Annotated in this window: 29 protein-coding genes and 2 pseudogenes; 17 read left to right on the plus strand and 14 right to left on the minus strand. The window is 48.7% G+C overall.

Annotated features, from left to right (window positions below):
• Nucleotides 1–113 precede the first annotated feature (113 nt).
• Genes BUB68_RS11285 through BUB68_RS11305 form a run of 5 tightly spaced genes read left to right on the plus strand, consistent with a single transcriptional unit; the run spans nucleotide 114 to nucleotide 2,464 of the window.
• Nucleotides 114–584 (plus strand): GNAT family N-acetyltransferase, encoded by a 471-nt coding sequence (locus BUB68_RS11285; protein WP_073091376.1) that lies wholly within the window; start codon nucleotides 114–116, stop codon nucleotides 582–584.
• Nucleotides 581–961, plus strand: a complete 381-nt coding sequence (locus BUB68_RS11290; RefSeq protein WP_073091378.1) for a DUF488 domain-containing protein — start codon at nucleotides 581–583, stop codon at nucleotides 959–961. The genes BUB68_RS11285 and BUB68_RS11290 overlap by 4 nt, the downstream gene beginning before the upstream one ends.
• Complete coding sequence (locus BUB68_RS11295; protein ID WP_073091380.1) at nucleotides 958–1,653, plus strand: MmcQ/YjbR family DNA-binding protein; 696 nt, start codon at nucleotides 958–960, stop codon at nucleotides 1,651–1,653. Before BUB68_RS11290 ends, BUB68_RS11295 begins: the two co-directional genes overlap by 4 nt.
• Nucleotides 1,650–1,838: a hypothetical protein gene (locus BUB68_RS11300; RefSeq protein ID WP_073091382.1), complete on the plus strand. Its 189-nt coding sequence runs from the start codon at nucleotides 1,650–1,652 to the stop codon at nucleotides 1,836–1,838. The genes BUB68_RS11295 and BUB68_RS11300 overlap by 4 nt, the downstream gene beginning before the upstream one ends.
• A complete protein-coding gene (locus BUB68_RS11305) occupies nucleotides 1,835–2,464 on the plus strand; it encodes a CatA-like O-acetyltransferase, family 2 (RefSeq protein ID WP_256625900.1) in 630 nt (209 codons plus the stop codon). The genes BUB68_RS11300 and BUB68_RS11305 overlap by 4 nt, the downstream gene beginning before the upstream one ends.
• A 244-nt stretch (nucleotides 2,465–2,708) precedes the next feature.
• On the opposite strand, the pseudogene BUB68_RS11310 reads toward BUB68_RS11305, so the two are convergent.
• The 6 genes and pseudogenes from BUB68_RS11310 to BUB68_RS11335 form a co-directional block, all read right to left on the minus strand.
• A pseudogene (locus tag BUB68_RS11310) lies at nucleotides 2,709–3,619 on the minus strand (DUF5131 family protein).
• A gap of 15 nt (nucleotides 3,620–3,634) precedes the next feature.
• On the minus strand, nucleotides 3,635–4,069 hold the full coding sequence (locus tag BUB68_RS11315; protein WP_073091386.1) for an Rrf2 family transcriptional regulator: 435 nt from the start codon (nucleotides 4,067–4,069) through the stop codon (nucleotides 3,635–3,637).
• A gap of 71 nt (nucleotides 4,070–4,140) precedes the next feature.
• Entirely contained in the window at nucleotides 4,141–4,500 is a 360-nt protein-coding gene (locus BUB68_RS11320; RefSeq protein WP_256625902.1) for a cupin domain-containing protein, read from the minus strand.
• Between the two features lie 149 nt (nucleotides 4,501–4,649).
• Nucleotides 4,650–6,377 (minus strand): annotated as a pseudogene (locus BUB68_RS15665) (FAD-dependent oxidoreductase).
• Entirely contained in the window at nucleotides 6,332–6,904 is a 573-nt protein-coding gene (locus tag BUB68_RS11330; protein ID WP_073091390.1) for a cytochrome c3 family protein, read from the minus strand. Before BUB68_RS11330 ends, BUB68_RS15665 begins: the two are co-directional and overlap by 46 nt.
• Nucleotides 6,905–6,981: 77 nt before the next feature.
• Complete coding sequence (locus BUB68_RS11335) at nucleotides 6,982–7,512, minus strand: phenolic acid decarboxylase (protein ID WP_073091391.1); 531 nt, start codon at nucleotides 7,510–7,512, stop codon at nucleotides 6,982–6,984.
• 163 nt (nucleotides 7,513–7,675) lie between these two features.
• Here BUB68_RS11335 and BUB68_RS15285 point away from each other — a divergent pair, with 163 nt between their 5' ends.
• On the plus strand, nucleotides 7,676–7,846 hold the full coding sequence (locus BUB68_RS15285) for a hypothetical protein (protein WP_178139518.1): 171 nt from the start codon (nucleotides 7,676–7,678) through the stop codon (nucleotides 7,844–7,846).
• A gap of 75 nt (nucleotides 7,847–7,921) precedes the next feature.
• Here the strand turns inward: BUB68_RS15285 and BUB68_RS11340 are convergent, their stop codons facing one another.
• Together BUB68_RS11340 and BUB68_RS11345 are read right to left on the minus strand one after the other, a co-directional pair.
• Nucleotides 7,922–9,187, minus strand: coding sequence for a PucR family transcriptional regulator (locus BUB68_RS11340; protein ID WP_073091393.1), 1,266 nt, complete (start codon nucleotides 9,185–9,187; stop codon nucleotides 7,922–7,924).
• Between the two features lie 6 nt (nucleotides 9,188–9,193).
• The gene (locus BUB68_RS11345; protein WP_073091395.1) at nucleotides 9,194–10,303 is read right to left on the minus strand and encodes an alpha/beta hydrolase; all 1,110 of its coding nucleotides are present in this window, start codon (nucleotides 10,301–10,303) and stop codon (nucleotides 9,194–9,196) included.
• 161 nt (nucleotides 10,304–10,464) lie between these two features.
• Between BUB68_RS11345 and BUB68_RS11350 the strand changes: the two genes are divergently transcribed.
• From BUB68_RS11350 to BUB68_RS11360, 3 genes are all read left to right on the plus strand, one after another.
• Entirely contained in the window at nucleotides 10,465–11,013 is a 549-nt protein-coding gene (locus tag BUB68_RS11350; protein ID WP_073091397.1) for a PadR family transcriptional regulator, read from the plus strand.
• Between the two features lie 136 nt (nucleotides 11,014–11,149).
• Nucleotides 11,150–11,692, plus strand: a complete 543-nt coding sequence (locus BUB68_RS11355) for a hypothetical protein (protein WP_256625903.1) — start codon at nucleotides 11,150–11,152, stop codon at nucleotides 11,690–11,692.
• Nucleotides 11,693–11,871: 179 nt separating this feature from the next.
• Nucleotides 11,872–12,690, plus strand: a complete 819-nt coding sequence (locus BUB68_RS11360; RefSeq protein ID WP_081371979.1) for a D-alanyl-D-alanine carboxypeptidase family protein — start codon at nucleotides 11,872–11,874, stop codon at nucleotides 12,688–12,690.
• Between the two features lie 27 nt (nucleotides 12,691–12,717).
• On the opposite strand, the gene BUB68_RS11365 is transcribed toward BUB68_RS11360, so the two are convergent.
• Nucleotides 12,718–13,842 (minus strand): 5-methyltetrahydropteroyltriglutamate--homocysteine S-methyltransferase, encoded by a 1,125-nt coding sequence (locus BUB68_RS11365; RefSeq protein ID WP_073091401.1) that lies wholly within the window; start codon nucleotides 13,840–13,842, stop codon nucleotides 12,718–12,720.
• A gap of 111 nt (nucleotides 13,843–13,953) precedes the next feature.
• Nucleotides 13,954–14,871, minus strand: a complete 918-nt coding sequence (locus tag BUB68_RS11370; protein ID WP_073091404.1) for a LysR family transcriptional regulator — start codon at nucleotides 14,869–14,871, stop codon at nucleotides 13,954–13,956.
• 311 nt (nucleotides 14,872–15,182) lie between these two features.
• On the opposite strand from BUB68_RS11370, the gene BUB68_RS11375 reads away from it, so the two are divergent.
• The 5 genes from BUB68_RS11375 to BUB68_RS11395 all read left to right on the plus strand — a co-directional run bounded on the left by BUB68_RS11375 (nucleotide 15,183) and on the right by BUB68_RS11395 (nucleotide 18,021).
• Nucleotides 15,183–16,688 (plus strand): Y-family DNA polymerase, encoded by a 1,506-nt coding sequence (locus BUB68_RS11375; protein ID WP_073091407.1) that lies wholly within the window; start codon nucleotides 15,183–15,185, stop codon nucleotides 16,686–16,688.
• Nucleotides 16,679–16,894: a hypothetical protein gene (locus BUB68_RS11380; protein WP_073091409.1), complete on the plus strand. Its 216-nt coding sequence runs from the start codon at nucleotides 16,679–16,681 to the stop codon at nucleotides 16,892–16,894. The genes BUB68_RS11375 and BUB68_RS11380 overlap by 10 nt, the downstream gene beginning before the upstream one ends.
• A 31-nt stretch (nucleotides 16,895–16,925) precedes the next feature.
• The gene (locus BUB68_RS11385) at nucleotides 16,926–17,180 is read left to right on the plus strand and encodes a hypothetical protein (protein WP_073091482.1); all 255 of its coding nucleotides are present in this window, start codon (nucleotides 16,926–16,928) and stop codon (nucleotides 17,178–17,180) included.
• Nucleotides 17,177–17,665 (plus strand): QueT transporter family protein, encoded by a 489-nt coding sequence (locus BUB68_RS11390; protein ID WP_073091412.1) that lies wholly within the window; start codon nucleotides 17,177–17,179, stop codon nucleotides 17,663–17,665. Before BUB68_RS11385 ends, BUB68_RS11390 begins: the two co-directional genes overlap by 4 nt.
• Before the next feature lie 152 nt (nucleotides 17,666–17,817).
• On the plus strand, nucleotides 17,818–18,021 hold the full coding sequence (locus BUB68_RS11395) for a protein kinase (RefSeq protein WP_073091414.1): 204 nt from the start codon (nucleotides 17,818–17,820) through the stop codon (nucleotides 18,019–18,021).
• A gap of 94 nt (nucleotides 18,022–18,115) precedes the next feature.
• Here the strand turns inward: BUB68_RS11395 and BUB68_RS11400 are convergent, their stop codons facing one another.
• The 3 genes from BUB68_RS11400 to BUB68_RS11410 all read right to left on the minus strand — a co-directional run bounded on the left by BUB68_RS11400 (nucleotide 18,116) and on the right by BUB68_RS11410 (nucleotide 20,464).
• Nucleotides 18,116–19,108, minus strand: coding sequence for a tyrosine-type recombinase/integrase (locus BUB68_RS11400; RefSeq protein ID WP_073091417.1), 993 nt, complete (start codon nucleotides 19,106–19,108; stop codon nucleotides 18,116–18,118).
• A 563-nt stretch (nucleotides 19,109–19,671) separates the two neighbouring features.
• The gene (locus BUB68_RS15670) at nucleotides 19,672–19,968 is read right to left on the minus strand and encodes a hypothetical protein (RefSeq protein ID WP_256625905.1); all 297 of its coding nucleotides are present in this window, start codon (nucleotides 19,966–19,968) and stop codon (nucleotides 19,672–19,674) included.
• 25 nt (nucleotides 19,969–19,993) lie between these two features.
• Nucleotides 19,994–20,464, minus strand: a complete 471-nt coding sequence (locus tag BUB68_RS11410) for a YaiI/YqxD family protein (RefSeq protein WP_073091419.1) — start codon at nucleotides 20,462–20,464, stop codon at nucleotides 19,994–19,996.
• Nucleotides 20,465–20,937: 473 nt separating this feature from the next.
• Between BUB68_RS11410 and iorA the strand changes: the two genes are divergently transcribed.
• From iorA to BUB68_RS11425, 3 genes are read left to right on the plus strand one after another with little or no spacing between them, the layout of a single operon-like run.
• Complete coding sequence (iorA, locus tag BUB68_RS11415) at nucleotides 20,938–22,755, plus strand: indolepyruvate ferredoxin oxidoreductase subunit alpha (protein WP_073091422.1); 1,818 nt, start codon at nucleotides 20,938–20,940, stop codon at nucleotides 22,753–22,755.
• Nucleotides 22,752–23,324: an indolepyruvate oxidoreductase subunit beta gene (locus tag BUB68_RS11420; RefSeq protein WP_073091424.1), complete on the plus strand. Its 573-nt coding sequence runs from the start codon at nucleotides 22,752–22,754 to the stop codon at nucleotides 23,322–23,324. The genes iorA and BUB68_RS11420 overlap by 4 nt, the downstream gene beginning before the upstream one ends.
• A 22-nt stretch (nucleotides 23,325–23,346) precedes the next feature.
• Nucleotides 23,347–24,582: a phenylacetate--CoA ligase family protein gene (locus tag BUB68_RS11425; protein WP_073091426.1), complete on the plus strand. Its 1,236-nt coding sequence runs from the start codon at nucleotides 23,347–23,349 to the stop codon at nucleotides 24,580–24,582.
• Nucleotides 24,583–24,660: 78 nt separating this feature from the next.
• Here the strand turns inward: BUB68_RS11425 and BUB68_RS11430 are convergent, their stop codons facing one another.
• Nucleotides 24,661–25,206 (minus strand): glutathione peroxidase, encoded by a 546-nt coding sequence (locus BUB68_RS11430; RefSeq protein WP_073091429.1) that lies wholly within the window; start codon nucleotides 25,204–25,206, stop codon nucleotides 24,661–24,663.
• Between the last annotated feature and the right edge of the window lie 22 nt (nucleotides 25,207–25,228).

The following is a 25,228-nucleotide window of genomic DNA, read 5'->3' on the forward strand; positions in this document are numbered from 1 at the left end:
ACACTTTTTCCTCCATCCTGTGACGGAAGTAGTGTTCAATGTATTCGATTAGTGGTATTCTATCATTATAAGGCTGACGATGTCAATAATGCATGCTGGAGGAGCAGGGGAATATGAATCCTATAACATTAGAAACAAAGCGTTTACAGCTATATGCAGCATCACAGGCGGAAATGGAGCAATTTATCGAGAGACAGACCGACGAGGAACTCATACAGGCCTACCGGGAAATGCTGGATGGGTATCTTGCCCATCCTGAACAGGGCGAGTGGTATGCGATCTGGATGATAACACGCCATGATGGCGTGCAGGTGGGCGATTTGTGTTTCAAAGGCCGCAATGAAGATGGCTCCGTGGAGATAGGATATGGCATAAAAGAGGAGTTCCAGCGCCAGGGATATGCCACGGAGGCCGTCATGGCTGCCGTTGATTGGGCTTTGCAGCAGGCCGGGGTGCTGCGTGTAGAGGCCGAAGCAGAACCGGCCAACACAGCGTCACAGCGGGTATTGGCCAAATGCGGCTTCGTGCCCAATGGAATCGTTGGCGAAGAAGGGCCTCGCTATGTAAGAAGGTATAAAGGATGAATCATGAAATATTGTTGAAGCGTATATATGAACCTTATGAAAAGCAGGATGGATACAGGGGGCTGGTGGACAGACTTTGGCCCAGAGGGATAAAGAAGGACGCCGCTCATCTTGATGAATGGGCAAAAGCCATCACGCCCAGCACGGAAATCCGCAAACTGTATCATCAGGGGGAAATGCCTTTTGACGGTTTCTCCCAGGCATATATAGAGGAACTGAATCAGAACGAAGCTGCGGCAGGCTTTGCCGATAAATGTCACAGTTTGCTGGAATCACAGGCTCTGACACTGGTATATGCCGCCAAAAACGAGCAGGAGAACCATGCCCTGGTACTTAGAGAATGGCTGAGACTGCAGATGAGGGTGCATGATCAATGAGATTGACCGATGAGTGGCATGCGTTATCTTCAGGCGAACTGCCCAGAATATTGCTGGATAAACTGGAACGCTTTGGTTTTGCCCATGAGGATGATGCCTATTTTTATACAGAAGATTTGTTGGCAGGAAGTTTCCGGCTTCATGTAAAGGTCGGCAAGGACGGCATGGTGTCCACCCTGCTGCTGGATACGGAAGCCGAAGAGCCTTATGTACTGCATCTGGTGGAAAATGCTCAGGGAGCCTTTGTGGGGGAAGTCCGGGCTGCTTACCGGGCAGTGCTTGACCGCATTGGCGAGGCCTGCGGCGAGCATGGCAGTTTCCACAGTGCCTATGTTGATGAGCTTCTGCGTTATGTAAAAGATACTTATGGCGACGAAATCGAATATCCCTGGAAGGATACGGAGGCGGCAGTTATCCGCTCCCATCTGAGCAGGAAGTGGTATGCGGTATTCATGAAGGTCCATCCGAATAAGATTGGCTTGGGCGGCAGCCAGCCCATCCGCATCATGAACCTGCATGGCACGGCAGAACAGGTAACCGCTTTGGTGGATGGAAAGCAGTATTTTTCTGGCTGGCATATGAACCGGAAGTACTGGTATACGATATGTCTGGACGGCAGCATACCGATGATGGAGATACAGCAGAGAATCGACGATAGCTTCGTCCTGTCCCAGCCGAAGAAACGGCGTTGATTGATATTGCAGAGGATAAAGGGAGAGCGAAAATCCATACCGAATTCGGGGAGGATTTTGCCGAAAAGCATCAGGCGGGGCTGACCGTTATGGAAGGTGGCGAGCATTGGTTCCATACCGAGGAACAGATGGCCTTTTTGGATGCTTGGATAAGGTCTGGTGGGAATATTATGCAGGAGGAATGATGAAAACTGAGCTTTTACCACAGGAAAGCCCTCGTGCGGAGGCTTTTTCCCTATGGATGACGTCGCCCATGCCAATGGTGACATTAGTAAAGACGATAAATGTCAGCCGCTTGTTGAAGATGAGCAAGAACCGTGGCATAAGATTCACAGCGCTAATGTGCTGGTGCATTGGCAGGGCTGCCAGCAAGATAGAAGAATTTTATTTGTTGCCAGAAGATGGGAAACTATATCGTTTCGACAAAATGGGGATAAATGTCATTGTGGCCAATAAGCAAGGCGGGATCAGCTCTTGCGATATTCCCTTTTCTGCTGATTTAGAGCAATTCAATCGGGACTACTTGACATTAACGGAAAAAGCGGCGCAGGAATGCAAAAGCAGTTTCCTGGAAGACTGCATGATTATTGGCACATCAGCCATGATCCAGACAGAGCTGGATTGTATTGTGAATCAGTATACGGAAAAATTCTCAAATCCAATGGTTATGTGGGGAAAATATCGTAAAGGTTTTTTCAAAACCGTTTTACCGGTGTCCTTTCAGTTTCACCATGTGCAAATGGATGGGGGGCATGCAGCGAAATTTTTAGAACAGTTGCAGATGGAAATTCAATATTGTGGCAAAGGTTGAGGTAGATGGCTGTGAGATGCAGACACCCAAAAGCGGCCGTATGAGCAGTACGGCCGCTTTTGGGTGTGTATTATATTTTAGGAGAGCTTAACGAAAGCCTGTAAGTATATTATCATAAATGATAACAATTTTCAATAGCTAAGTGAAAAAAATTATCAAAAAAATAAGAACCTCCAAGGCAATACACAAACCTTGGAGGTTCTTTCACGTATCTAAACGCTCTCCTGCTATTATTTTATCACGTTTATGCGTTATTGTCCAAATATTTATTCGAATTCCCACCACATTTGCCGCAATGGCTGCACCCATTGCAGATAAGACGGCTGCCGCAGGCATGGCAGTTAGGGCCATCATAGTGGGGCTGGTAGAGTTCATCCGGGGGAACAGGCAGGCCAATGGCGTAGCGAAGGTCAAAATGCTGGGCCCTGCCCCTGAAATTAAGGCCGGCCCGAAAAGCCTGCTCGGCTTGTCTTTGCTTGGTCCGCAGCCGGTAATGTTTGCCATCCTTGATAAAATCAGAACCTATCTCCATGAAGGAAAACGAAACATCCGCCTGCCGGCACTCGTCATGCAGAGCCAGCACCCAATCATAGTTGCAAGGCCGGGCCCCGTTATAATTTTCGCCGCCACAGGTTACCTGCTCGATAAAGCCTTCCTCAATATAGGGGCGGAGCGTGACAGGCCCGATAAATGGGGCACAGACCACGCCCTTATGACGAAAGGGCAGCTCTTTCAGATAGGGCAGCCGCTTGTCTGCCATCTGCTGATTTTCGCAGGTTACATTGAACCAGATGTTTTCCCAGCCATCGCCGAATCCTTCCGGCAGGCAATCTGCCACGCGTTCCGGCCGCTGGTCAGCAAAAAGAAGATGACATCCGGCCGCCGCCACATGATTTCCCAGGCCTCGTCCCGCCATCGGTCTGCTTCCTCCAAAAAGAAATCCGCGGTCATGCAGACACGGATGAGTTCGCCGCTCTTGACCTTATAGCTGCCATGACGGTCTTTTTGCAAAGGATAATTGAAATTATCGGTGCGGTAGATATCGGCCCCGGACTTTCCCCGCTGCTGATCGAGGGTGTACATATAGCAGTTGGCACACCCCGGACTGATGCGGACACAGCCATGCCAGGGATTCCATATATCATGCATATGCATTCACCTCAATATCGTTCAGGCGCGCTCTTCTTCCGTATGTTGTATGTCTTCCAGCAGGTCGGCCAGCGTTATTCGGGAAAAATCAGCCAGCATATGGTCTTTTACCATGGCCAGACGGCCGCCAAGCACCCGCTGGATATTGCGCCCCACGGGGCACTGGGGATTCGGGTTATCCTGGATATGGAATAAGTCCTCATCTTCTTCCACCGCCTGGAATACATCCTGCAAGGTAATCTCCTGCGGGGGTCTTGTCAGTTTCGCACCGCCGACACCAGCGGCGACTTCCACCAAACCAGCAGCCTTCAGCTGCCCCAAAGTTTTGCGGATGATAACCGGGTTGACATTGACGCTGGAGGCCAAAAAGGTGGAAGTAGTCTTGAATACGCCGTCAAATTTGGCAATGCACAGCATGATGTGTACAGCTACGGGCATACGAAAAGAAAATTGCATAGTCATTCTCCCATGAAAAAAGTCTCATTGTAAAAAATGGTATTACAATGAGACTCTCTTGTCAATCGGGATTACGCTTCGATGCCTGCATCATCCGCGGTATATTCTTCCAAAGAACCCTCCCGCACCTGGATGCACACATAGCTGATCCCTTCGTGGGCAGCAGCAAAGAACTGACGGCGGGCAGCCGGGGAAATCCGCAGCCAGTCCCCAGCCGAAAGTTCCACCGTTTCCCCATCGATTACCGCCTTGCCTTGGCCTGCGGTGATGAAGTAGATTTCCTCATTCTTCTTGTGGTAATGAACAAAGGGAACGCTGGCGCCGGCGGGGAGATTGTTGATGCTTATCTCTGCACCGGTCAGCTGCAATCTATCATGCAGTTCCGTCCTTGCCTCAGCTGTCACATGGCTCTTGTTGAAGTTGCTCATCATGTTTACCTCCGTTTATTCGTTGTAATAAGTTCACTTACAATGATATAATAACGCCTTTTGATTGTAATGTCAATTATTACAACGAGAATTTGAATCAGCAGACAGAAAGTAATAAAGCTTGATGAAAAATCTCTCGATTTTTTATCAGGCTATTCTTTCATAACCTGTTTGCCCGCCAGATATCCGAAAGTATAGGCCCGTCCATGGCTGTTGCCCATAATGGTCATACAATAGTCATTGGCATAGAAATTGCCGGAATTGTTTCCTGCTGCATAAAGACCGGGGATAACATGCTTTTCGTTATCGAGTACCTGCATATTTTCATTTATTTTCAAGCCGCCTAAGGTTACCAGCAAGGCTATGGATATATGAGCCGCATAGAAGGGCGGTTTCTCAATGGTAGTCAGACACTCTTTGCGCTTGTAAAAATCATCATCAAAGCCCTTGCGCGCCATTTCATTGTAACGTGTTATCTCTGCCTTGACCTTTTCATAGGGCAGGTTCATCTGGCGGGCCAATTCCTGCAACGAATCAGCCGATTTGACCACGCCATCATCAATCAGTTTTTGCAGCCGCTTGGGATCATGGTATACACTTTTGAGAGACTTACAAGCAGTCTGATGCATAGCGGGTGCTTCTGTCGGCCACTTGGAATCCCAGATATTCCATTTGCTGTAATCCGGCTCCTGTCGCATGCCGTTGGCGATAAAAGGGTAGGGAAGATCTTCATTGGCGAAGCGTTCCCCGTAGTTATTCAGGGACAGCTAGGGCTGGCGCATGACTGAATCCGCCAAGCCCGGGGCATTGACCATACCGAAGTCAAAATACATAGGGGCATGAGGACCTTCATCGATAGCAGCACCTACCCACAGCCCCATCTTATGACCATCGCCGGTATTGGCCTTACTGGGATAAAGATTGATTTTCACGGTATCGGCACTGGGGATGTAATGATGGAGCATCTCCTTATCATGTCCATAATCGCCGGCACAGAGAATGATTCCCTTCTCGCCCACGAATTTATGATATTTTCCCTCTGGGTCCTTAGCAATGACAGCGGTTACCCGGCCTTTGTTATCATCTTCACGGATTAATTGCACCGCCGGCAGTTTGAATCGCAAATCCACGCCCTTATCCTGCGCGGTTGACAGCAGGGTATAGGCCATAGCGATAACAGGCTTGCCCCCAATCATTCCCTTGGGGGCTTTTTCGATTGCTTCCTGTGTCGGTTCCAGCACAAAGGTCATGGATGGACGGGTGGGCAGCGTAGCGCCTTCGGCCACCATCTCATCATAAGTCCAGATATGCTGCACCGTACATCCCTTTTTCAGGGCCATCTCCAGCAGCCAGTCATTGACATGGCCGCTATGCTTCACCCATTGCATAACTACCTTTTGATTGGGTTTATAAGCGCCGAAACGCATGATTTCCCGGGTGACATCCACGGGGTCCAGATGATTGCCTACCTGTTGCTGCACCCGGGAATTGACAGCCGCATAATCATAGCCACGGAAATTCACCGTATTAGTCTTTTCCAGTACAATGACCCTGCCGCCTTCTTCTGCTGCCGATATGGCCGCACACAGGCCGCTCATGCCAGCCCCCACGATGATGACATCAGCCTTTTCGGTGCTGACAATCTGACTGTCCGCAATGGGGGCTGGCGGCTTCATGAAATCTGGCTGCGGATCTTTCTGTTTAAAATTGCCTTCATCATCCAACTCGTGTTGGCGGCCGTTGCCACAACCAGCCAACAGCGGTGCGGCTACGGCTCCGGCCAGCGCCATTGCTCCGCCCTTCAGGAAGTTACGGCGGCTCAAATCACTTGCTTTCATAATGATCCCTCCCCTGTATGCGGATCTTGTACCTTTTCCCATTCCGCTGGCAGATTATGCAAAAACTCAAAATCATGGCAGTTCTGGCAGGCCGCTTTGGATTGTTTGTGCATCTTATGACAATCTGTGCAGGTCAGATCCCCCAGATGGGAATTATGCGGATTGACACCATTGCCTTTATCCGTCTTGGCGATCAGCGCATCCATATCGCTATGACATTTCGTGCACATCTTGTTGTCAAAATGGCGTTTGGCTGGAGGATCATCAAAATCATCGGTCACATACCAGATAGTTTCTTGTACTTTGTCCTCAATACCGTTTTCATGACAATCAATGCAGTCCACATGCGCTTCCTTATGTTTGTTGGCCAACAAATCCCCATGGTCATAACCATCTACATAAGGCCCCATGACATGACAGGGTGAGCAGGCCAATTTAGGAAAACGCTCGGCCTGCTGCATGGCAAAATGCCCTAAGATCGCCAGCAGGAATAAGACAGCCAAGGCAGGCAAGGGATGTTTTCCCAAGAATCTTACGGCATGCTGTAGTTTTTCTTTCCATCCTTTCATCGAAACTCCCCTTTTCTATATTGCACTTTTCGTGCTGAAAAAGCGGAAGCTGACAAACTTCCGCACTTTCCCTGAATTTATTTTTTCAAACGTTTGTATTCTGCATCAAAATACCTGCCAGCCCGAATATCGTCTGTCATGCCTGCATAAGGACCTTCGGCAATGACTTCTTCGTTATTCTGTCCAGCTTTGCCCATATAGGTGATCTTCGCAAATTCCGGCACCAGATACTTCGGGTAAGTCTCGTATTTCTCCCGGGATTCCTCCATGAGGTCGATATGCTCATTCTGGAAGCAAACCGTGATGGACGGATGGTCCTGTACCCATTTCGGGAAGAATATCGTGCCATGCATGATATTTTCGTTTGGCATAAAGTCCAAAGCTACGTCCGTGCCCGTGGGCTCCGTCCAGGTTACTTTGAACACGCCATCCGTGAGCTTGACGATATTGGCTTCCTGGTCTTTCACCCAACGACCAGCCACCATGCCGCCGTGGATACGGTAATCCACCGTATGGTCATTCTTGGCATACCATTCATATTCCCAGCCGTTGTCATAGGTGTAGATAAAATGCGTGCCCAGAAAATCATCTAATTCCTTAAATTTCATTGTCAGTTTCCTCCTTGTAAATTATGTATTTATTTACATGTTATGATTTAATGATACTCCTCTTCGTCTGATATGTCAATATTATGTAATTGAATACATAATAAAAATAAAGAGGTTAGCCAATAATGCCCGCTTATATTTCTGAGGAAAAATTTATATTACTTTGTTTTTCTGGCTTTCTTATCCCAGTCTGCTGGCAGATTTTGCAGAAACTCAAAGTTATGGCAGTCAGCTAGGCAAGACCATGGATGCCGATATTATTGTCGTAGGTGCCGGTATGTCCGGCCTCTGCGCAGCCTGTGCCGCTGATAAAATGCCAAAGGGCATGTCATAACACCAGCTTCCCATTCATCAAATATATAGAAATGCACGAGCCTATCATAAAGCTCGTGCATTTCTTTTTATATTTTCAGAACAGCGTCTGTGTTTCCGTTCCACTGTTTTTATGATTTATATTGCCCACATATCCGGGCTGCAGCAAGTTCAGTGCCTTGAGTACATCCCCAACCCTAAGCGCCGCATAAAGATTGAAACGGGTATCTGGATGGTTGAGGTCAATATCCAGAAGCTGGGCAATCTTATCACAGCGGTAACGCACAGTATTCACATGGACAAAGAGCTTTTCCGCCGTCAGCTTGTAGTTGAAATTCGTATCCATAAGGGTCCGCAGGGTTATCTGCAGGCCCGCATCACAATCGTGGTCATAGGCTAATAATTTGTCCAGAGTCTGGCGGCAAAAACGAATAATCCGCTCCTGCTCACAGCCAAAAAATTCCCGGAAGATGCCTAAATCGGCAAACTTCTGCACAAAGCCATATGCCCCTTTTATCTGCCGAAACATCAAGGCAATGCGGGCTTCACGATAGCTGCGATGAAGTTCTGCCAGAGGATAACTCAGCCCCACACCAATGGATACATCCACCTTATAGGCTTCGGAAAATAGCTGCTGCCAACGGGCAAACAATTCCTCCCGCTTACCTGTGGATAAGAAGTTAAACTCCTGCTGGTTGTATATCCCGGGAATAATCACCAGATACAGGCCATTCCACTCTAAGGGATATATGAGCTCTGTCTGATGGCGTTGACGGAATTGCAACAACTTAGCACGAAAATCTGCCGGTGGAATAAGCGGCTGCTTCTCTCCCATATCCATCAGCATCACCGCATACTCCCGGTCGCTGTGAATATCAATACCCTGCTCCTTAAGTAACGACTCCACGCTGATATTGTGCTTGATAAAAACACCTTCAAAGAAAGCGATCCTCTGCTCATGGAGCCGTCTGGCAAACTCCTTGTGCCCCCGCAGATACCACGTCAGGGCCAACCGGGCTGTCTCCACAGTATTGCTGATGGAGCTGATTTCCTCGGTATTTACCTGCTCCCATATGAGCAGCAGAGTACTATCCGGCATATCCTTCAGCACAACTTTGAACACCAGCATTCGCTGATTTTTGCCATAATAATACTGGTTTTCCCCAAACTCTGGCATATTCACCAGCAGTTCCTGTACTACAGCTGGTACCATAATGCCCGTTTCGGGATAATGGGCGATTCCCTGCCGTCCCGTAAGGATTAACTTCTTGCCACACTTACTCTGCAGCTTCTGCCCTAAAGCCTTTATTCCTTTACTGGCCGCCAGTTCCAGCCAGTCCAAAGCCAGATTTTTTTCTTCCATGACAAATCAATACGTTACGCCCAGCTGACGGCAGAGCCATCTCATCATGGCCTGGTTGGTATCTTCACCTTGATAGCCATGGGGCGCCAGGGAATTGCACATGAAGATGTTTTCTACGCCAGCATCGGTCAAGGCTTTTTGCAGGCTGAGGCTCTGCTGGATGGGCACCAAAGAATCATGGCCGCCATGGGCGATAAAAAATGGTGGTGCATCCTTGGTCACCTGGTATACAGGGCTGGCCAGTTTAGCCATCTCCACCATGTTCCAGTAAGGTGAAGAAGCATCACCAGCCTCATCTATCTTGCGCAATGTACCTATGCCCTGTCCCTCGCCGGTAAATCCCAGCAGGATGGACTCATTAGCCCGGACAGAATCATGGGTTTCCGCCGCCTTATCCGGAGCCTCCAGGGTCGGATCCATCTCCGGTGCCATGGTCAGAAGGTTCGTCGGGCCATAATAATCGACACAGGCTTTTACATTGCTGCTGTATTCCAAATTGCCGCCTTCATCACCTTCCAGGGCCTTGTTGCCGCTGGTCACGGCCAGTTCTGCCGCCAGATGGGCACCAGCAGAAGTCCCGGCAATGGCTATCCGATCTGCATCCAGACCATATTCTGCGGCATGAGCGCGGACAAAGCGCACGGCTGCCTTCACATCATAGATTTGGGCGGGAAAAGTCGCTTCATTGTTCAATCGGTAATCTACAGAAACAAAGGCAATGCCATGGTTCAGCACGTCCTTGAAAATCTTATAGGATGAGTTATTATCGTTCATCATCAGGCTATTGTTGTCGCCCTGTGCAGGATCCGCAGCTTTCTGTTGGGCATCCTCGCCTTCATAGGTACCTTTTGCCCAGCCGCCGCCATGGACGAATACCAGCACGGGAACTTTTTGTCCTTCGGCCTTCGGCGGCACAAAGACATTCATGCGCAGCTGCCGGGGCGCACCATTGTCGTTTTTCACATCAGCCACCAGCACATCCCGATAGGTTGGCTGCATATGGACAAGATTTTCCGGCTTATCTGCTGCTGCGGAGCAGCCGCCAGTCATTGGCACCGCCAAGGTCAGAGATAACAACATCGCCGCAGACAGTTTCCGTAATTTACCTGCTTTCATCTGGATAACCTCCCGTTGTTTGCTTTTATCATGTATTTATTTACACGATAATCATAAGCTGTTTTTTTTATCTTGTCAATATCCTATAATAAAAGACATGTTTATCTCTCCAAACTATGCTATACTAATTGCAGATAACCAATGAGGAGCAGTGAAGAACTATGGCACAAAAAAATGTCCTGAAATATATAATCCTGGGTCTGCTGAACCGCGAAGACCTGGCTGGTTACGATATCAAGAAACTGTTTGAAGAAGAGCTGGGGGACTTCTGGTACTCCAATCACAGCCAGATCTATCCGGAGCTGCGACGCATGGAAGAGGATGGGTTGATTTCTTCACGCACAGAACTGGTGGGCAAGAAGCTGGAAAAGAAATTCTATCAGATCACAAAAGACGGACAGAAACTTCTGTCCGCCTGGATGGATGAACCTTTGAACCCGCTGGTGCCTACCCGGGATGAATTCACCATGAAACTATATCTTATTGACTCTGCAGATAATCCGCTGGTTATCCGTCTCTTTCAGGAAGAAATCGCCCGGCACGAGGAAAAATATCAATACCTGCAAGCCCGCTGGCAGCTGCTGTTCGCGGATAAACGGGAGCAACAGAAACACTTTGGGCATCGTTGCATCCTGGAGCAAGCCATCTTACGGGAAAAACAGCGATTGGACTGGCTGTATCAGGAGCTGAAGAATATTAAGCAGAGATAACGGACCTAGGATGCCCTTCCGAGCGACCAGAGATATTCTGCGAAATATGTTTGCTGTTGAAAAATCGAAAGAAAAAGCTTAAAATAATTCGGGATGAAATTCATCCCGAATTATTTTTTGAGAGATTTAGTTAGAGGTGAACGATTTATTGAAAAATATAAGAATTTTTTTTGGGAATCCTCCAGTCCCGGTAGTGAAACTATGGAGAAATGCATTTGCACAGTCAACCGAGGGGATTTTTCTTCTCTATCTGATAACTTCTGTCATTGTCGAATCCGTCAGGAATAACAGTCTGACCTATTCGTGGATTGAGATCCTTCTTATGGTCGTGACCATGGGAACCATTCGTCGCTACTATATTCGGCATAAGCGCATCTATCTCATGGTGTTTGAAAACGTGTGGCATCGCCTGAACCGATATATGGCAGCCCCCTCTGATGCGGTGGATAAGAAGATACAGGCACTCACGGATCAAGCCTTAGAGGCCAGAAGAAACGGTCATCTGCCGGGATTTGCAGCATATCTGTCCAGTGCGGATTATACTCGTTTAGAGAGTATATCTCAGAAGATTGTCGAGACGGCAGGAAGCAAGGGGCGCTACTGGGACACATTTATATTGATTTGCATCGTGTCATATGCAATCGTAACGATTGGAACGATGATTAAGGATATGCTTTGATCTTGGACAAAACACACGGAGGTATGTGATGAACTTCGGTATAGTGATATTGCGCGCATGATTTTTATGACATAAGGATGGAATGACGAAAGCCCTGAAAGCCCTCAGCTTGATGCAGAGGGCTTTTTATTGATGAGGATATATGTAGTAGTTGTCGTAATCACTGGGAGGAATAAGAAATGAAGAAAATAAAGCGGATCATATTCGTCGCCGCAGTTGTCCTGATGCTGCAGGTTCAGTTGGTTTTTGCTGGGGCACCGGCAATTACGGCAGATGCTGCCATCGTTATAGACAGTGCCACGGGAGAAACCGTTTATGAAAAGAATGCGGATAAACGAGAATATCCGGCCAGTATGACGAAAATGCTGACTTGCATAATAGGATTGGAAAATGGTGGTCCCAATAGAATTGTCAGCATTTCTCCTTTAGCTGTAGATGTGGAATGTACGAGATTGACGGTTGGCAAGGAACTGTTTTTCCAGGATCTTTTGAAACAGATGATGCTGATTTCCGATAATGGTGCCGCTCTGGCAGTAGGAGAAGTGATTGGTGGCAATCAGGAGGCTTTTGCCGAAATCATGAATCGAAAAGCAATAGAGATTGGGGCTGTGCATTCACATTTTGTCAATCCTAATGGTATGCCCGATGACCAGCATTATTCTACGGCCAGGGATATGGCGAAAATAGCCGCTTACGGCATGAAAAATGCAAAATTCCGCGAGTTGGTTTCTACTCCAGCGAAGAGTATCTATTACCTGAAGCCTCAAGGCTATGTGGAATACTGCGAAAACACCAATGAGCTTTTGCAAAGCTATCCGGGGTGCAACGGCATCAAAACAGGCTATACACGGGCTGCACAGTGGTGTCTGTCAGCATCAGCCCAAAGGGATGACAGGGAATATATCGTAGTCATCATGCATGCGCAAAGCGATGAAGATCGTTACCACGATGCGGCTGCACTGTTAGAATATGCTTTTAGCAAAGATTCGCAAGAATGAAGGTTTACCAATCCGGGATGAACGCTGTTAGGCGTCCTGCCAGACTTGCTCCGCGATATGACGGAGCAGGCGGATTTTCGCCCATTGCTGTTCTTCTGTAAGAAGATTGCCCTCTTCTGTGGAGGAGAAGCCGCATTGAGGACTCAGGCAAAGCTTATCTAACGCAACGTATTTTGCTGCTTCCTGAATGCGGGCAATGATATCCGCTTCTTTTTCCAATTCCGGGTATTTGGAGGTGATCAATCCCAGGACGACCTGCTGATCATGGATGAAACGCAATGGTTCAAAGCCGCCGGAACGCTCGGAATCATACTCCAAAAAGAACCCATCCACCATGCAGCTGCCAAACAGGATTTCCGCCACCGGCTCATATCCGCCGGAAGAAAACCAGGTTGAACGGAAATTGCCACGGCAGATATGCATGGTGATTTTCATATCCTGAGGTTTAGCTTCCAATGCGAGGTTGATCATCTTTACATATTCTTCTGCGATCTGATCGAGGTCAAAGCCGCGTTCTTTATAGATCTTGCGCTTTTCGGTATCGCAGAACTCGCCCCAAGAGGTATCGTCGAATTGCAGATAGCGGCAGCCCGCATCATAGAGGGCTTTGATAACTTTCTGATAGGCTGAGGCGATATCACGATACAGTGTTGCTTCGTCTGTGTATTGTGGAATAGGGGTATAGTCCGTTGCCCGCACGCAGCAAATCAAATGGAGCATCGCCGGCGAGGGGAGCGTGAACTTCACCAGCGTATCGCCGGCAGCTTCCTTCAGGAAGTGGAAATGCTCAAGGAAGGGATTCGTATGCGGATCAAAATCTATCGTATCCACGATTTGGATTGTTGCCGCTTTGGGCTGTTTTCCCTTGAACTTGACGGACCATTGTTCCGCCTGCACCTCTTCGATGCCTTTCAGGCTGGCCAAAAAGTCAAGATGCCAGTAACGACGGCGAAATTCGCCATCGGTCACAGCCTTTAACCCCAGTTCTTTTTCTTTTTCAATCAGCGAACGGATGGATTCATCCTCCGCTGCCTTCAGTTCAGAAGCTGAGATTTCGCCGGCGGCAAAGGCTGCCCGTTTTTGCTTCAGCTGTTCCGGCCGCAGGAAACTGCCAACGATATCATAACGAAATGGTGCTTGTGCTTTACTCATAAATAAACACTCCTGTTCTGTTCAATCAATATAAACGAAATTCATTTCTTTGTTGAACCGAGTATAGCACAGACCGCGTGGTTATCGTTAATACAGAAAAACTCTCACGGGTTATAGCTTTTGACTATAACCGGCGATATAATCCTTCAGCAGTTCAAGATATCGTTTGCTCATTGCCGATAAAGGCAGGCCTTTGGGATAGATGAAACCAAGTTCCATATATTCCTGGCTGGCCAGTGGAACCGCGACGATTTCGGTGCCGTTGAGGTCGCTGGACAGGATGCCGGAGGAAATCGTGTACCCATCTAAGCCAATCAATAGATTGAAGAGCGTGGCCCGGTCTGTTACCACAATGCTCTTGGGAACCTGTTCGGTGCTGTGCAGCTCTTCTGCAAAATAAAAGGAGTTCTTCGTCCCCTGTTCGTAAGTAAGACGCGGATAGGGCAGCAAATCCGCCAATGTTACGGACTCTTTCTGGGCAAGGGGATTTTTCCGGCTTACAAAAACGTGCGGCGAGGCCTTGAACAGCGTACCAAAAGCCAATTCCGCTCCCTGCAGGATATGATTCATGATTTCCCTGTTGAACTTGCTCAAGTATAGAATGCCCAGCTCACTGCGCCGCGTTCGCACCTCTTCGATGATGTCTGCCGTTTGCGACTCGCGCAGGGAGAATTCGTATTCATCTTTGGCATATTCCTGGACCAAAGCCACAAAAGCATTGACCACAAAGGCATAATGCTGGGAGGATATGGCAAAGACACGCTTGATGGGATGGTCTATCTTGTATTGATGTTCAAGCAGGTCTGCTTGTTCCACTACCTGCCGGGCATAGGAGAGAAAACGGCTGCCGCTGTCTGTCAGCACGACACCGCGGTTTGACCGTTCAAAAATACTGATCTGCATCTCTTTTTCCAGTTCCGCTATCGCTTTAGAAAGACTGGGCTGTGAAATGAAGAGTTGTTGTGCGGCCAGGTTCATAGAACCAGCCTGCACGACTTTGATAACATATCGTAACTGTTGAAGTGTCATATCATTCCCTGACCTTTTCCGTCTTGAAGCCCCCGATGAGATCCCATAATCACGCGGCGATCCGTGATGGTAATCCTGAGTTTGGGACGTTTTCTTCTTCGCATATCCAGTCGCTCCTTTCCAAGCTAAAAACAATTGCACTCCTGACTATTGTACGAGTCAAACTGAATTCTGACAATGAAAAATATTGCAAGTGTGATATAGGAGCCTGGGCCGTCAGGAAAACGTCATGATATTCTTGCCAGATTCAGTCGTATGTGTTACTCTATTAGTGAAAAAAGATTACACATAGAAGTTATGGGGGATGAGCTATGGTGAAAGCAAGATATATAGCGATTGACCTCAAATCCTTTTACGCTTCAGTCGAATGCGTGGAGCGTGGCCTTGATTCGCTGACCACCAATCTGGTAGTTGCGGATGCGTCACGGACAGAAAAAACGATTTGCCTGGCGGCCAGTCCGGCAATCAAATGCTATGGCGTGCCGGGACGAGCACGGCTATTTGAAGTTATCGAGAAAATAAGATTTGCCAATAGTTATCGGCGTTTCTGCTCCCCGGGCAAAAAACTGACAGGGAAGTCTTATGATGCGTTGGAGCTGAAGAACGACCCGGATCTCGCAATCGATTACATCGTGGCGCCTCCGCGTATGGCTTTATATATGGAGTACAGTTCGAGGGTGTATGGTGTATATCTTCGCTATATTGCACCTAAGGATATACACCCATATTCGATTGATGAAGTGTTCATTGATGCGGGGCCATACCTGAGTACGTATAAGATGACCGCTCATGAGCTGGCACTGACCATGATTCGCGAAGTGCTTCAGGAAACCGGCATTACGGCAACGGCGGGGATCGGCACAAACATGTACCTGGCTAAGATTGCCATGGATATTACAGCCAAGCACATGACGCCAGATAAGGATGGCGTCCGTATCGCAGAACTGAATGAGATGACATATAGGCAGAAACTATGGACGCATACGCCCATGACCGATTTTTGGCGATTGGGTAAAGGCTATGCGAAAAAGTTGGCTGACATTGGTATCTATTGCATGGGGGATATTGCTCGCCGCTCTTTGACGCAGTGGGGCGAGGATGAGCTATATAAAGCCTTTGGCGTTAATGCCGAGCTGTTGATCGACCATGCTTGGGGCTATGAACCCTGCACCATGGATGAGATAAAGGCGTACCGTCCAGCCAGCACAAGCCTGAGCAGCGGGCAGGTCTTGCATTGTCCCTATGACCATAAAAAAGCCCGGCTTATTGCTTGGGAGATGACGGATCAGCTGGTTTTCGATCTGGTAGAGAAACGGTTGGTCACGAATCAGATTGTCCTGGATGTTGGCTATGATATAGAAAATATCGCCCGTGGCTATACTGGCGATATCCATGTCGACCATTATGGACGCAAGGTTCCCAAGGCGGCTCATGGCACAGCAAGCCTGCCCAGGCATACATCATCGTCGAAGCTGATCTTAAAAGAAGTCCTGGCCTTGTATGACCGTATTGTGGATCCGGATTTGTTGGTCCGACGCATTACGGTAACGGTGGGCAGACTTATTTCGGAAGATAGTCTGGCAAACACGAACGAGCAGGCCGTGGAATTTAACCTGTTTGCCGACATCGATAAGGAATGCATAGAAAAAGCTGCTGCAGAACGGGCTGAAAAGCGCGAGAAATCCTTACAGCATGCCATGCTGGCCATCAGGAATCGCTTCGGGAAAAATTCCATCCTAAAGGCGACAAATCTGAAGGAAGAGGCTCGTGCCATTGCCCGCAACAGTGAAATCGGAGGGCATAAAGCGTGGCGATAAAGAAAGATATCAAGGAATTTGCGGATATCATAAATATGCCGCGTCCGGAACCGAAAAGACATCCTCGCATGCCAAAAGAAAAACGGGCTGCACAATTTGCTCCATTTGCCGCCCTTACTGGTTACGAAGAAGTCGTAAAAAAGACAGCACAAAAGCATGAAGATAGCGTAGCAGTTTGGGAAAGATCTGTTCAAGAAGGGCATTGACTTTTAGGCATCAATGCGATACATTAGACCGATGAAAAAGAAGAGTATAAAATCAAATACTGACCAGGCCAGGCAGCTTAGAGATACCTGGATAACAATAGAAGATGCCATTACTGCTGAGCACAGCTTCCTGTTGCCGTCAGGCGAGATAGATGTTACGGTTACGCTTCCCTGGACAAGAGAAGGGTTTCTGGGGATATTAAAGCTATCCTGGGAGCAACAGAAAGAGTTCTGCGAAGGCAATATGCGCCAATATAGAGTAACAATTGATGGAGACAAAATATGAGAAATAAAATATCGCATCGTCTGCTGGTGCAGGGTGCTGTAATTGCTGCAATCTACGTCGTTCTGACATTGATATTTGCACCGATATCATTCAGTGAAGTACAGATCAGGATATCGGAAGCATTGACGATTTTACCGATGTTTACGATTGCAGCTGTACCGGGACTGACAGTAGGTTGCTTCTTGGCCAACATTTTAGGAGGAGCACCTGTTCCGGATGTTGTATTTGGTACAATGGCTACTTTTATCGGAGCTGTAGGAACCAGGTTCCTGCGTGACAGAAAGCTATCTGTGGCGGTTATACCTCCGATCGTTTCCAATATGATTATCATTCCCTTGGTGCTTCGTTACGCATACGGTATACTGCTGCCAATTCCGCTTATGATATTAGCTGTAGGGATGGGCGAAGTCATATCTTGTGGCGTTCTGGGTCTGATGCTTCATAAAGCCTTGTACAAATACAGAAAGATGTTTCGGATTGTATGAGTGAAGTGTGACATCTGTATATCAAGGATTAAGATATCAATGATGCAACTAAAAATGATAAATAATTTCTTTCCTCAAGAAGGGATTAAAATAGTTTCTGTAGAATAGTATCGACATGAAATGATTTATTATATTTTATGGAGGTTATTATAATGGCCAGAAAAGCAAATTATGATGAAAAGATTTCAGCTCTTGAATTAAAAATCGAAAAAAAGAGAAGTGAAATCAAGGCTTTGAAAGAGCAGCTTGATGAACTCAAGAGCAAAAAAGGGAAAGAAGATTATCAGGAACTCATGGAATATATGAAGGTCAATGATCTGTCTGCAAGCGAAGTGTTGGAGAAAATCAAACAGTAATAACTAAGAGGGTCTGCTTAACGTAGAACCCTCTTAGTTATTGGAAATAAAGAGAAAGAACCTTTTCATAAAATCTGGGATGGACGCAGTCTTTTTAAACCTTGATTTTGGGAGCCAGTTTGGAAGTATAACGCTTGCTCATACGCTCCTGCACATGAGCATATCTGGCCGTTACCTTTGGGTCGTTATGGCGTAAAGTTTCCTGAACTACGCGCAGGTCTTTTGTCTTCTGGTACAGATTGGTGCCACAGCTATGCCGGAATACATGACAGCTATAACCTTTGACTTTCAGGTTGCAGGATTCTAAAGCCCGGTTCATTACAAAACGAACGCCGTTGCGTGAGATCCGGGTGTTGCCATGGTTATAGTCATTTACAATCGTAGGCGTGAAGCCATGTTCTGGAATTACTGGAGGCCGGGCATCCAGATAAGCTTCCAGAATGTTGAACGTTTCTTCGCAAGGATAAATGATGCCATCGTGTCCTTTACCATGCACATAAATAGACATACTATCCCAGCGAACATCTTCATCATTCATGCGTGTGACTTCAACATTACGCATGCCTTCGACGCCCATCAGCATGACGATAAGCGTATTCCGATATCGTATGAACTTGTCTTCTTCGGCAGCAAAGGCATTAATGACCGCCTGCACTTGCTCAGGACTGTAATAGCGGAAATGCTCATCCATTGTCTGAGCTACGCCAAGAGAGATATCCGCACAAGGGTTTACCTTGATGAAGTTTAGTTTCTTAGCCACACGGAAGAATATCCGGACACCGGTCAATCTCGTAGCAATAGTATTTTGCTGCAGGCCGCGAGAAACAAGCGTATGAAAATATATGCGCATCTGATGTTCATGAGCTGCCAGTGGCGGATAATTTCGTTCAACGCACCAATTGATAAACATATCGATAGAGGCTTTGTATGTGTTCAGCGTATCCATGGATGGACGGCCTCGGCCGATATACATAGGAATAAACTCCATGTAGTGAGCCACATAATATTCAGGTGTGATCGCACTGGTATCCAGAGATAAGGCCAGCGAAGATTCATCCTGTAATGTTGCAATCGAATTGTCTGCCATGGTGAACCGCCTCCTTCTTTAGTTAGAATTCTATCACGTTGAGGAGGGGTGTGCAACCGTGCAACTGTGTATATAGCCGTTGGCAATTTTTAGCAGGTCTTATCCACAAATCAACTGTGCATATCTGCAAATATACACAGTTGAAAATCCGTGACCAGAATAAATAAGCAAAAAGCACAGGCAATCATAGATGCTGTCTGTAAAAACCTTCATTGACTTATAAAGGTATTGTTAGTTTTGCAAACTAATTAAAAAACGACCTCGTAGAATCGCTTATAAGGCATGTTTACGAAGTCATTAATAAAACTATATGTTTTTTAACAAAGCACGCTCCACGAGAACGACAGCCCGCTTAAATCGAATTGTACTATTTGGGGGTACAATTCGATTTAAGCGGGCTGTCTGTATTATAGATTGAATAAAATTAAGTCCCTGAGAACCATCAAAAGTTCTCAGGGACTTTTTCAGTTGCCTCGTTTTTCAGTCTCTCCTTTTTTGGAGTTAACGAATGAAGTGAGTCGGTGTCCAGGGCTCGTATCGCTTTGTTGCCCTGCGGTCTTTGATTATAAACAATTCTGTATGCTAGCCTCTAAATCCTTCATCGAATCCGTTGGCTCAAAACGTTTTATTACATTCCCCTGGCGGTCTACCAGGAATTTGGTGAAATTCCATTTTATATCGGAATTTTTCTTGTAGTTCCAATCCCGCTTCCTCAGAAGCAAACTCATGGCAGTTGCCTTCAGCCCATTGCCAAAGCCTTTGAATTTCTGCTGGGCTTTCAGATAGGTGTACAAAGGCAACTCATTTTCGCCATTGACATCAGCTTTCTTCATCCTGCGGAATCTGGTTTTGTACTTCAACGAGCAAAACTGCTGTATGCCCGAATCATCTTCCGGGGCCTGTTCCATAAACTGATTGCAGTATCGTAAGCAATCTCTCCAGCTTATCCTTGAAGTGCAGATTCTCTTCCTCTGAGCGTTTTCGCGGTCCTTTCAGATGATGCTTGCCTGATGCCCGACGGGCCTTCTTGGCAAGGTGGCGCTCCATCAGCAGCCGCTCGATGTTTTCATTGGTATATTGCCAACCATTCTGGTGCATTGCGTAAGCCTGTTTGCCCAGAGCCATAGCCGCTACGCCGTAGTCCTGCGTAATGACCAAATCACCTGCCTGGCAGAGATTAACCAAAGCAAAATCCACTGCATCCGTTCCGGCCTCAATTACCCTGACCTCACTGTAATCAGATCGCAATATATGATTGGTATCGCAAAGCAGCGTGACCGGCACACTGTATTTATTTGCTACTTCTTCCGTCTGCCGCACTACCGGGCAGGCATCTGCATCAACAAAAATTCTCATATTCCGACTCCAGTAAATCTTCCATACGACAACACACAGCCTTGTTCATTTTTTGCAAGGTAATCATGGTCGTTTAATGATACATTATACCATGTATTATACATAATATGTACTTTGATTTTAGATTTTTAACATATGACTATCCGTATTTCCCCAACATTTTATCCACTACCATACTATCTTTCGATTTGATACCGCTTCGCCCTCAATAATACAGCGCTTATCACTTTTGGGCGTATTGAGCAGGTATATGACAAAATGATAAAAACTGATCATCTTCTTTGACATGCTTTCTTTGCAATGTTATACTGAAAACAATTAATATTTACCACGCAGATAAACATTTACATTTTATGCATACAGCATGCATAAATGTTTTTATTTTGTTAACCAACTCCGTATGCTGTTATATAAATGGAAGATGGTATTTTCTGTAATATGTGAATAATGAAGTGTTTTAGGAGAGAAGCATCATGCATAGCGAATTCCTGATGGGCAACGAGGCGATTGCCCTCGGTGCACTGGCGGCCGGTGTCAATCTGGCGGCAGGTTATCCGGGGACACCCTCGACAGAGATTCTTGAGACCATTGCCAAGCGCGGTTCGGCGGATATTCATGTGGAATGGTCAATCAACGAAAAGGCAGGGCTCGAAGTGGCGGCCGGAGCAGCGTACAGCGGCGCCCGCGCCCTTGTAACGATGAAACAGGTAGGACTCAACGTGGCGGCCGATCCTTTGATGAGCCTTGAATATATCGGTGTCAAAGGTGGCCTGGTCATTGTCGTTGCCGATGACCCGGGGCCGATTTCCTCGCAGACGGAGCAGGATACGCGGACATTCGGCATGTTTTCCAAGGTGCCCGTATTTGACCCGTCAACGGTGGCCGAGGCTTATGCGATGGTACAAGAGGCCTTTGCCTTCTCGGAAAAATATCACACGCCGGTATTCTTGCGCCCGACAACGCGCATCGATCATGCCTACGAGGCCATCGAGGTCAGGGATGAGGCCGAATATGAGCAGCATGACTACGAGGGCTTTGTCAAGGATTCCTCAAAATGGGTCATCTTCCCGAAACTTTCCGTACGCAGCCATGCGGCCATCGAGGCACGCAATGCTGAACTCAGCAAGGTGCTTTCGGAATATCCGCGCAATAAGATACTGCCGGGCGCAGAACAACTTGGCCAGCTGCGCAAGGGCATTGCGACGCATGGGGTCAGCAGCATGTACACGCGTGACAACCTGGCACAGGATGATCATCTCCCCGTGCTGCATGTAGCGACTCCCTTCCCTTTTCCCGAGGAGCTCGCAGTCCGGTTCCTGCAGGGGCTTGATGAAGTCCTCTGCATCGAGGAGCTCGACCCCGTCATCGAACGGGCCCTGCTGACCGTCTGCGGCAAATACCATCTGCCGACGGTGATTCGCGGCAAGCTGACCGGCGATGTCCAGAAGGCCGGCGAAAATACAGTCGAATCCGTTGGTCGGGCGATAAGCGCATTCCTGGGCCAGCCTCAGCCGGATGAGCCGGCAGAAAAAACACCTGCTCTTCCGGTACGGCCGCCGGTACTTTGTGCAGGCTGTCCGCACCGCGCTTCCTTCGTGGCCGTAAAAGAGGCCATGCGCGGGCAGAAGACCATCTACTGCGGTGACATCGGCTGCTATACACTGGGCAATGCGGCCCCGCTGGACATGTGCGATACCTGCCTGTGCATGGGCGCCGGCATCAATATCGCACAGGGCGTCTACCATATGGACCCGCAGACGAAATGCTTTGCCTTTGTCGGCGACTCGACATTCTTTGCCGCCGGCATCACGGGGACGGTCAACGCGTTCTACAATCAGGCCGATATGACGCTGGTCGTGCTCGATAACTCAACGACGGCCATGACCGGTCATCAGCCGCATTCGGGTACAGGCAGGACAATCCGCGGCGAGGTCGTGCAGGCCGTAAGCATCGAAAAGGTACTGCGTGCCATTGGCCTTTCAGTCGTGGAGACCGTAAATCCCCTCGACCACGCCGAAGCTGTGGCAACGGTCAAGCGCGTGGCGGCAGAACCGGGTGTCAAGGCGATCATCTTCAAGTCGCCCTGCGTCGTGCTGGCCAAACCAGCGGCACGTTCACAGGTCAATGCCGAAACGTGCATCGGCTGCCAGAAATGCATCCGTTCACTGGGATGCCCGGCACTGGTCATGCAGGAAGGCAAGGCCTTCATCGATGAGACGCTCTGCACAGGCTGCACGCTTTGCGAGAGCATCTGCCCGGTCGGAGCGATAGCAGGAGGCGAGAAATTATGAGTACAGACATCATTCTCTGCGGCGTCGGCGGTCAGGGGACGATTCTCGCGTCCAAGCTGATTGCCGCCGCGGCCATGAAAAAGAATATCCCCGTCAAGACAGCCGAGACCATCGGCATGGCCCAGCGCGGTGGCAGCGTGTTCAGCCATCTGCGGCTCGGAACCGGCGAGGGATCGCCGCTCATCGGCAAGAAAAGAACCGACCTCATCATTGCTTTCGAACCGGCTGAGGCCGTACGGCAGATGCCTTTCCTCAAAGAAGGAGGCAGTGTTGTCGTCAGCAGCCATCCCATCCTGCCCGTCAGTGCCATGATTGGCGATTCGGCTTATGATGTGGAAGGCATCATGGACTACCTGCGCCATAAGGTCGACAGGCTGACAGTGGTTGACAGTGATGCAGCGGCCAGGGAACTCGGCTCGATGAAGGTGCTCAATGTCGTCCTGCTCGGTGCAGCGGTACGCAGTGGCGCACTGGGGCTTTCCGAACAGGATATCCTTGCAGCCATCCACGAACGTGTCCCCGCCAGATTCCATGAACTCAATGAAAAGGCACTGGCCTTTGCCCGCTGATATAGATATTGGAGGAGAACCTATGCAGATCAATGAACAGCAGCTCAATATGGTAAACCGGCAGGTTGAGCGCCTGCTGGAGGCAAACAACTTCTATGGCCAGCGCCTGCGCGAGGCCGGCATCGAAAAGGTAGAGACCAAAGAAGACTTCCTGAACCTGCCGTTCTCGGAAAAACAGGATTTGCGCGATGCCTATCCACTCGGGCTCATGGCCGTGCCGGAAAGCCAGATTGTCCGCATCCATTCATCTTCGGGCACGACGGGCACGCCGGTCATCATTCCCTATACGGCCAAGGACGTCGATGACTGGGCCGAAATGTTCAGGCGCTGCTATGAATTCGCCGGCATCACGAACAAAGACCGCATCCAGATCACGCCAGGCTACGGTCTCTGGACGGCGGGCATCGGCTTCCAGAACGGTGCCGAAAAACTCGGCGCGATGGTCGTGCCCATGGGGCCGGGCAATACGGATAAGCAGCTGCAGTTCATGATGGATATGAAGAGCACCGTGCTCACAGCAACTTCCTCCTACGCCTTGCTGCTGGCCGAGGAAATCGGAAAGCGCGGCATCAAGGACAAGATCCATCTGAAGAAAGGTGTCATCGGCTCCGAGCGCTGGAGTGCGAAGATGCGCGAGCGCATCGCCAAGGAACTGGGCATTGAGCTTTACGATATCTACGGCCTGACGGAAATCTACGGGCCGGGCATCGGCATCAGCTGCGCGCATAATACGGGCATGCATTACTGGGATGATTTCATCTATCTGGAAATCATCGACCCCGAGACGGGCGAGAACCTGCCGGATGGCGAATACGGCGAAATCGTCATCACGACGCTGGTCAAGGAAGGCGCGCCGCTGATTCGGTTCCGCACCCATGACATCTCACGCATCGTGCCGGGCGATTGCCCCTGTGGCAGCCGTTTCCCGCGCATCGATACGCTGGTTGGCCGCAGTGATGATATGGTCAAGATCAAGGGTGTCAACGTGTTCCCGAAACAGATTGAGGAAGTCCTGCATACCTTCCCCGAGCTGTCCAGTGAATACCAGATCCGCATCTCCCATCTCGACGGCAAGGATACCATGCGCATCTACATCGAGACGAATGGCTCGGTCAACTTCCAGCAGATGGCCGAAAAAGTCGCCCAGAAAGTCAAGAGCCGCATCGGCTTCACCCCCATCGTCAAGGTCGTAGAACTCGGCCTGCTGCCGCGCAGTGAAAAGAAAACCAAGCGCGTCATTGACGAACGGTTTGACTGAAATCTATATGCATAACAAGAAAACACCATGGCTGAGGGATATCGGCCATGGTGTTTTTGCTTGCAGTTATTCGTTTTTTCAAAGCAGCTTTTCAATCTCGCCTGCCATGTCCGCAGGCGTGCAGGTGGGTTCGAAGCGGGCCACTACGTTGCCTTCTCTGTCCACCAGGAACTTGGTGAAGTTCCACTTGATGGAATCCCCTTCCAGGTACTCAGGGAAATTCTGCTGGAGGGCTTCCGTCAGCTTGGCGGCAATGGGGTGAGCCTCATCAAAGCCTTTGAAGCCCTGCTGTTCAACCAGATATTTGAACAGCGGCTGGGCAGTCTCCCCACGCACGTCCCCCTTCTCGAAGATCTGGAAGGTCACGCCATAGTTCAAGCGGCAGAATTCCTGTACTTCGCTGTTGCTGCCCGGTTCCTGTCCGGCAAACTGATTGCAGGGGAACCCCAGGATTTCCAGGCCCTGACCCTTGTACTTCATATAGAGGTCCTGCAATTCCTTGAACTGTGGCGTGAAACCGCACTTGGAAGCGGTGTTGACGATAACCAGCACCTTGCCCTTGTAGTCCGCCAGAGATTTTTCCACGCCTTTATTGGTCTTTACCACAAAATCATAAATTCCCATCGTTATTTCTCCTTACTTACAT

The organism is Pseudoselenomonas ruminantium (assembly GCF_900142515.1).
GTDB classification, from domain to species: domain Bacteria; phylum Bacillota; class Negativicutes; order Selenomonadales; family Selenomonadaceae; genus Selenomonas_A; species Selenomonas_A ruminantium_D.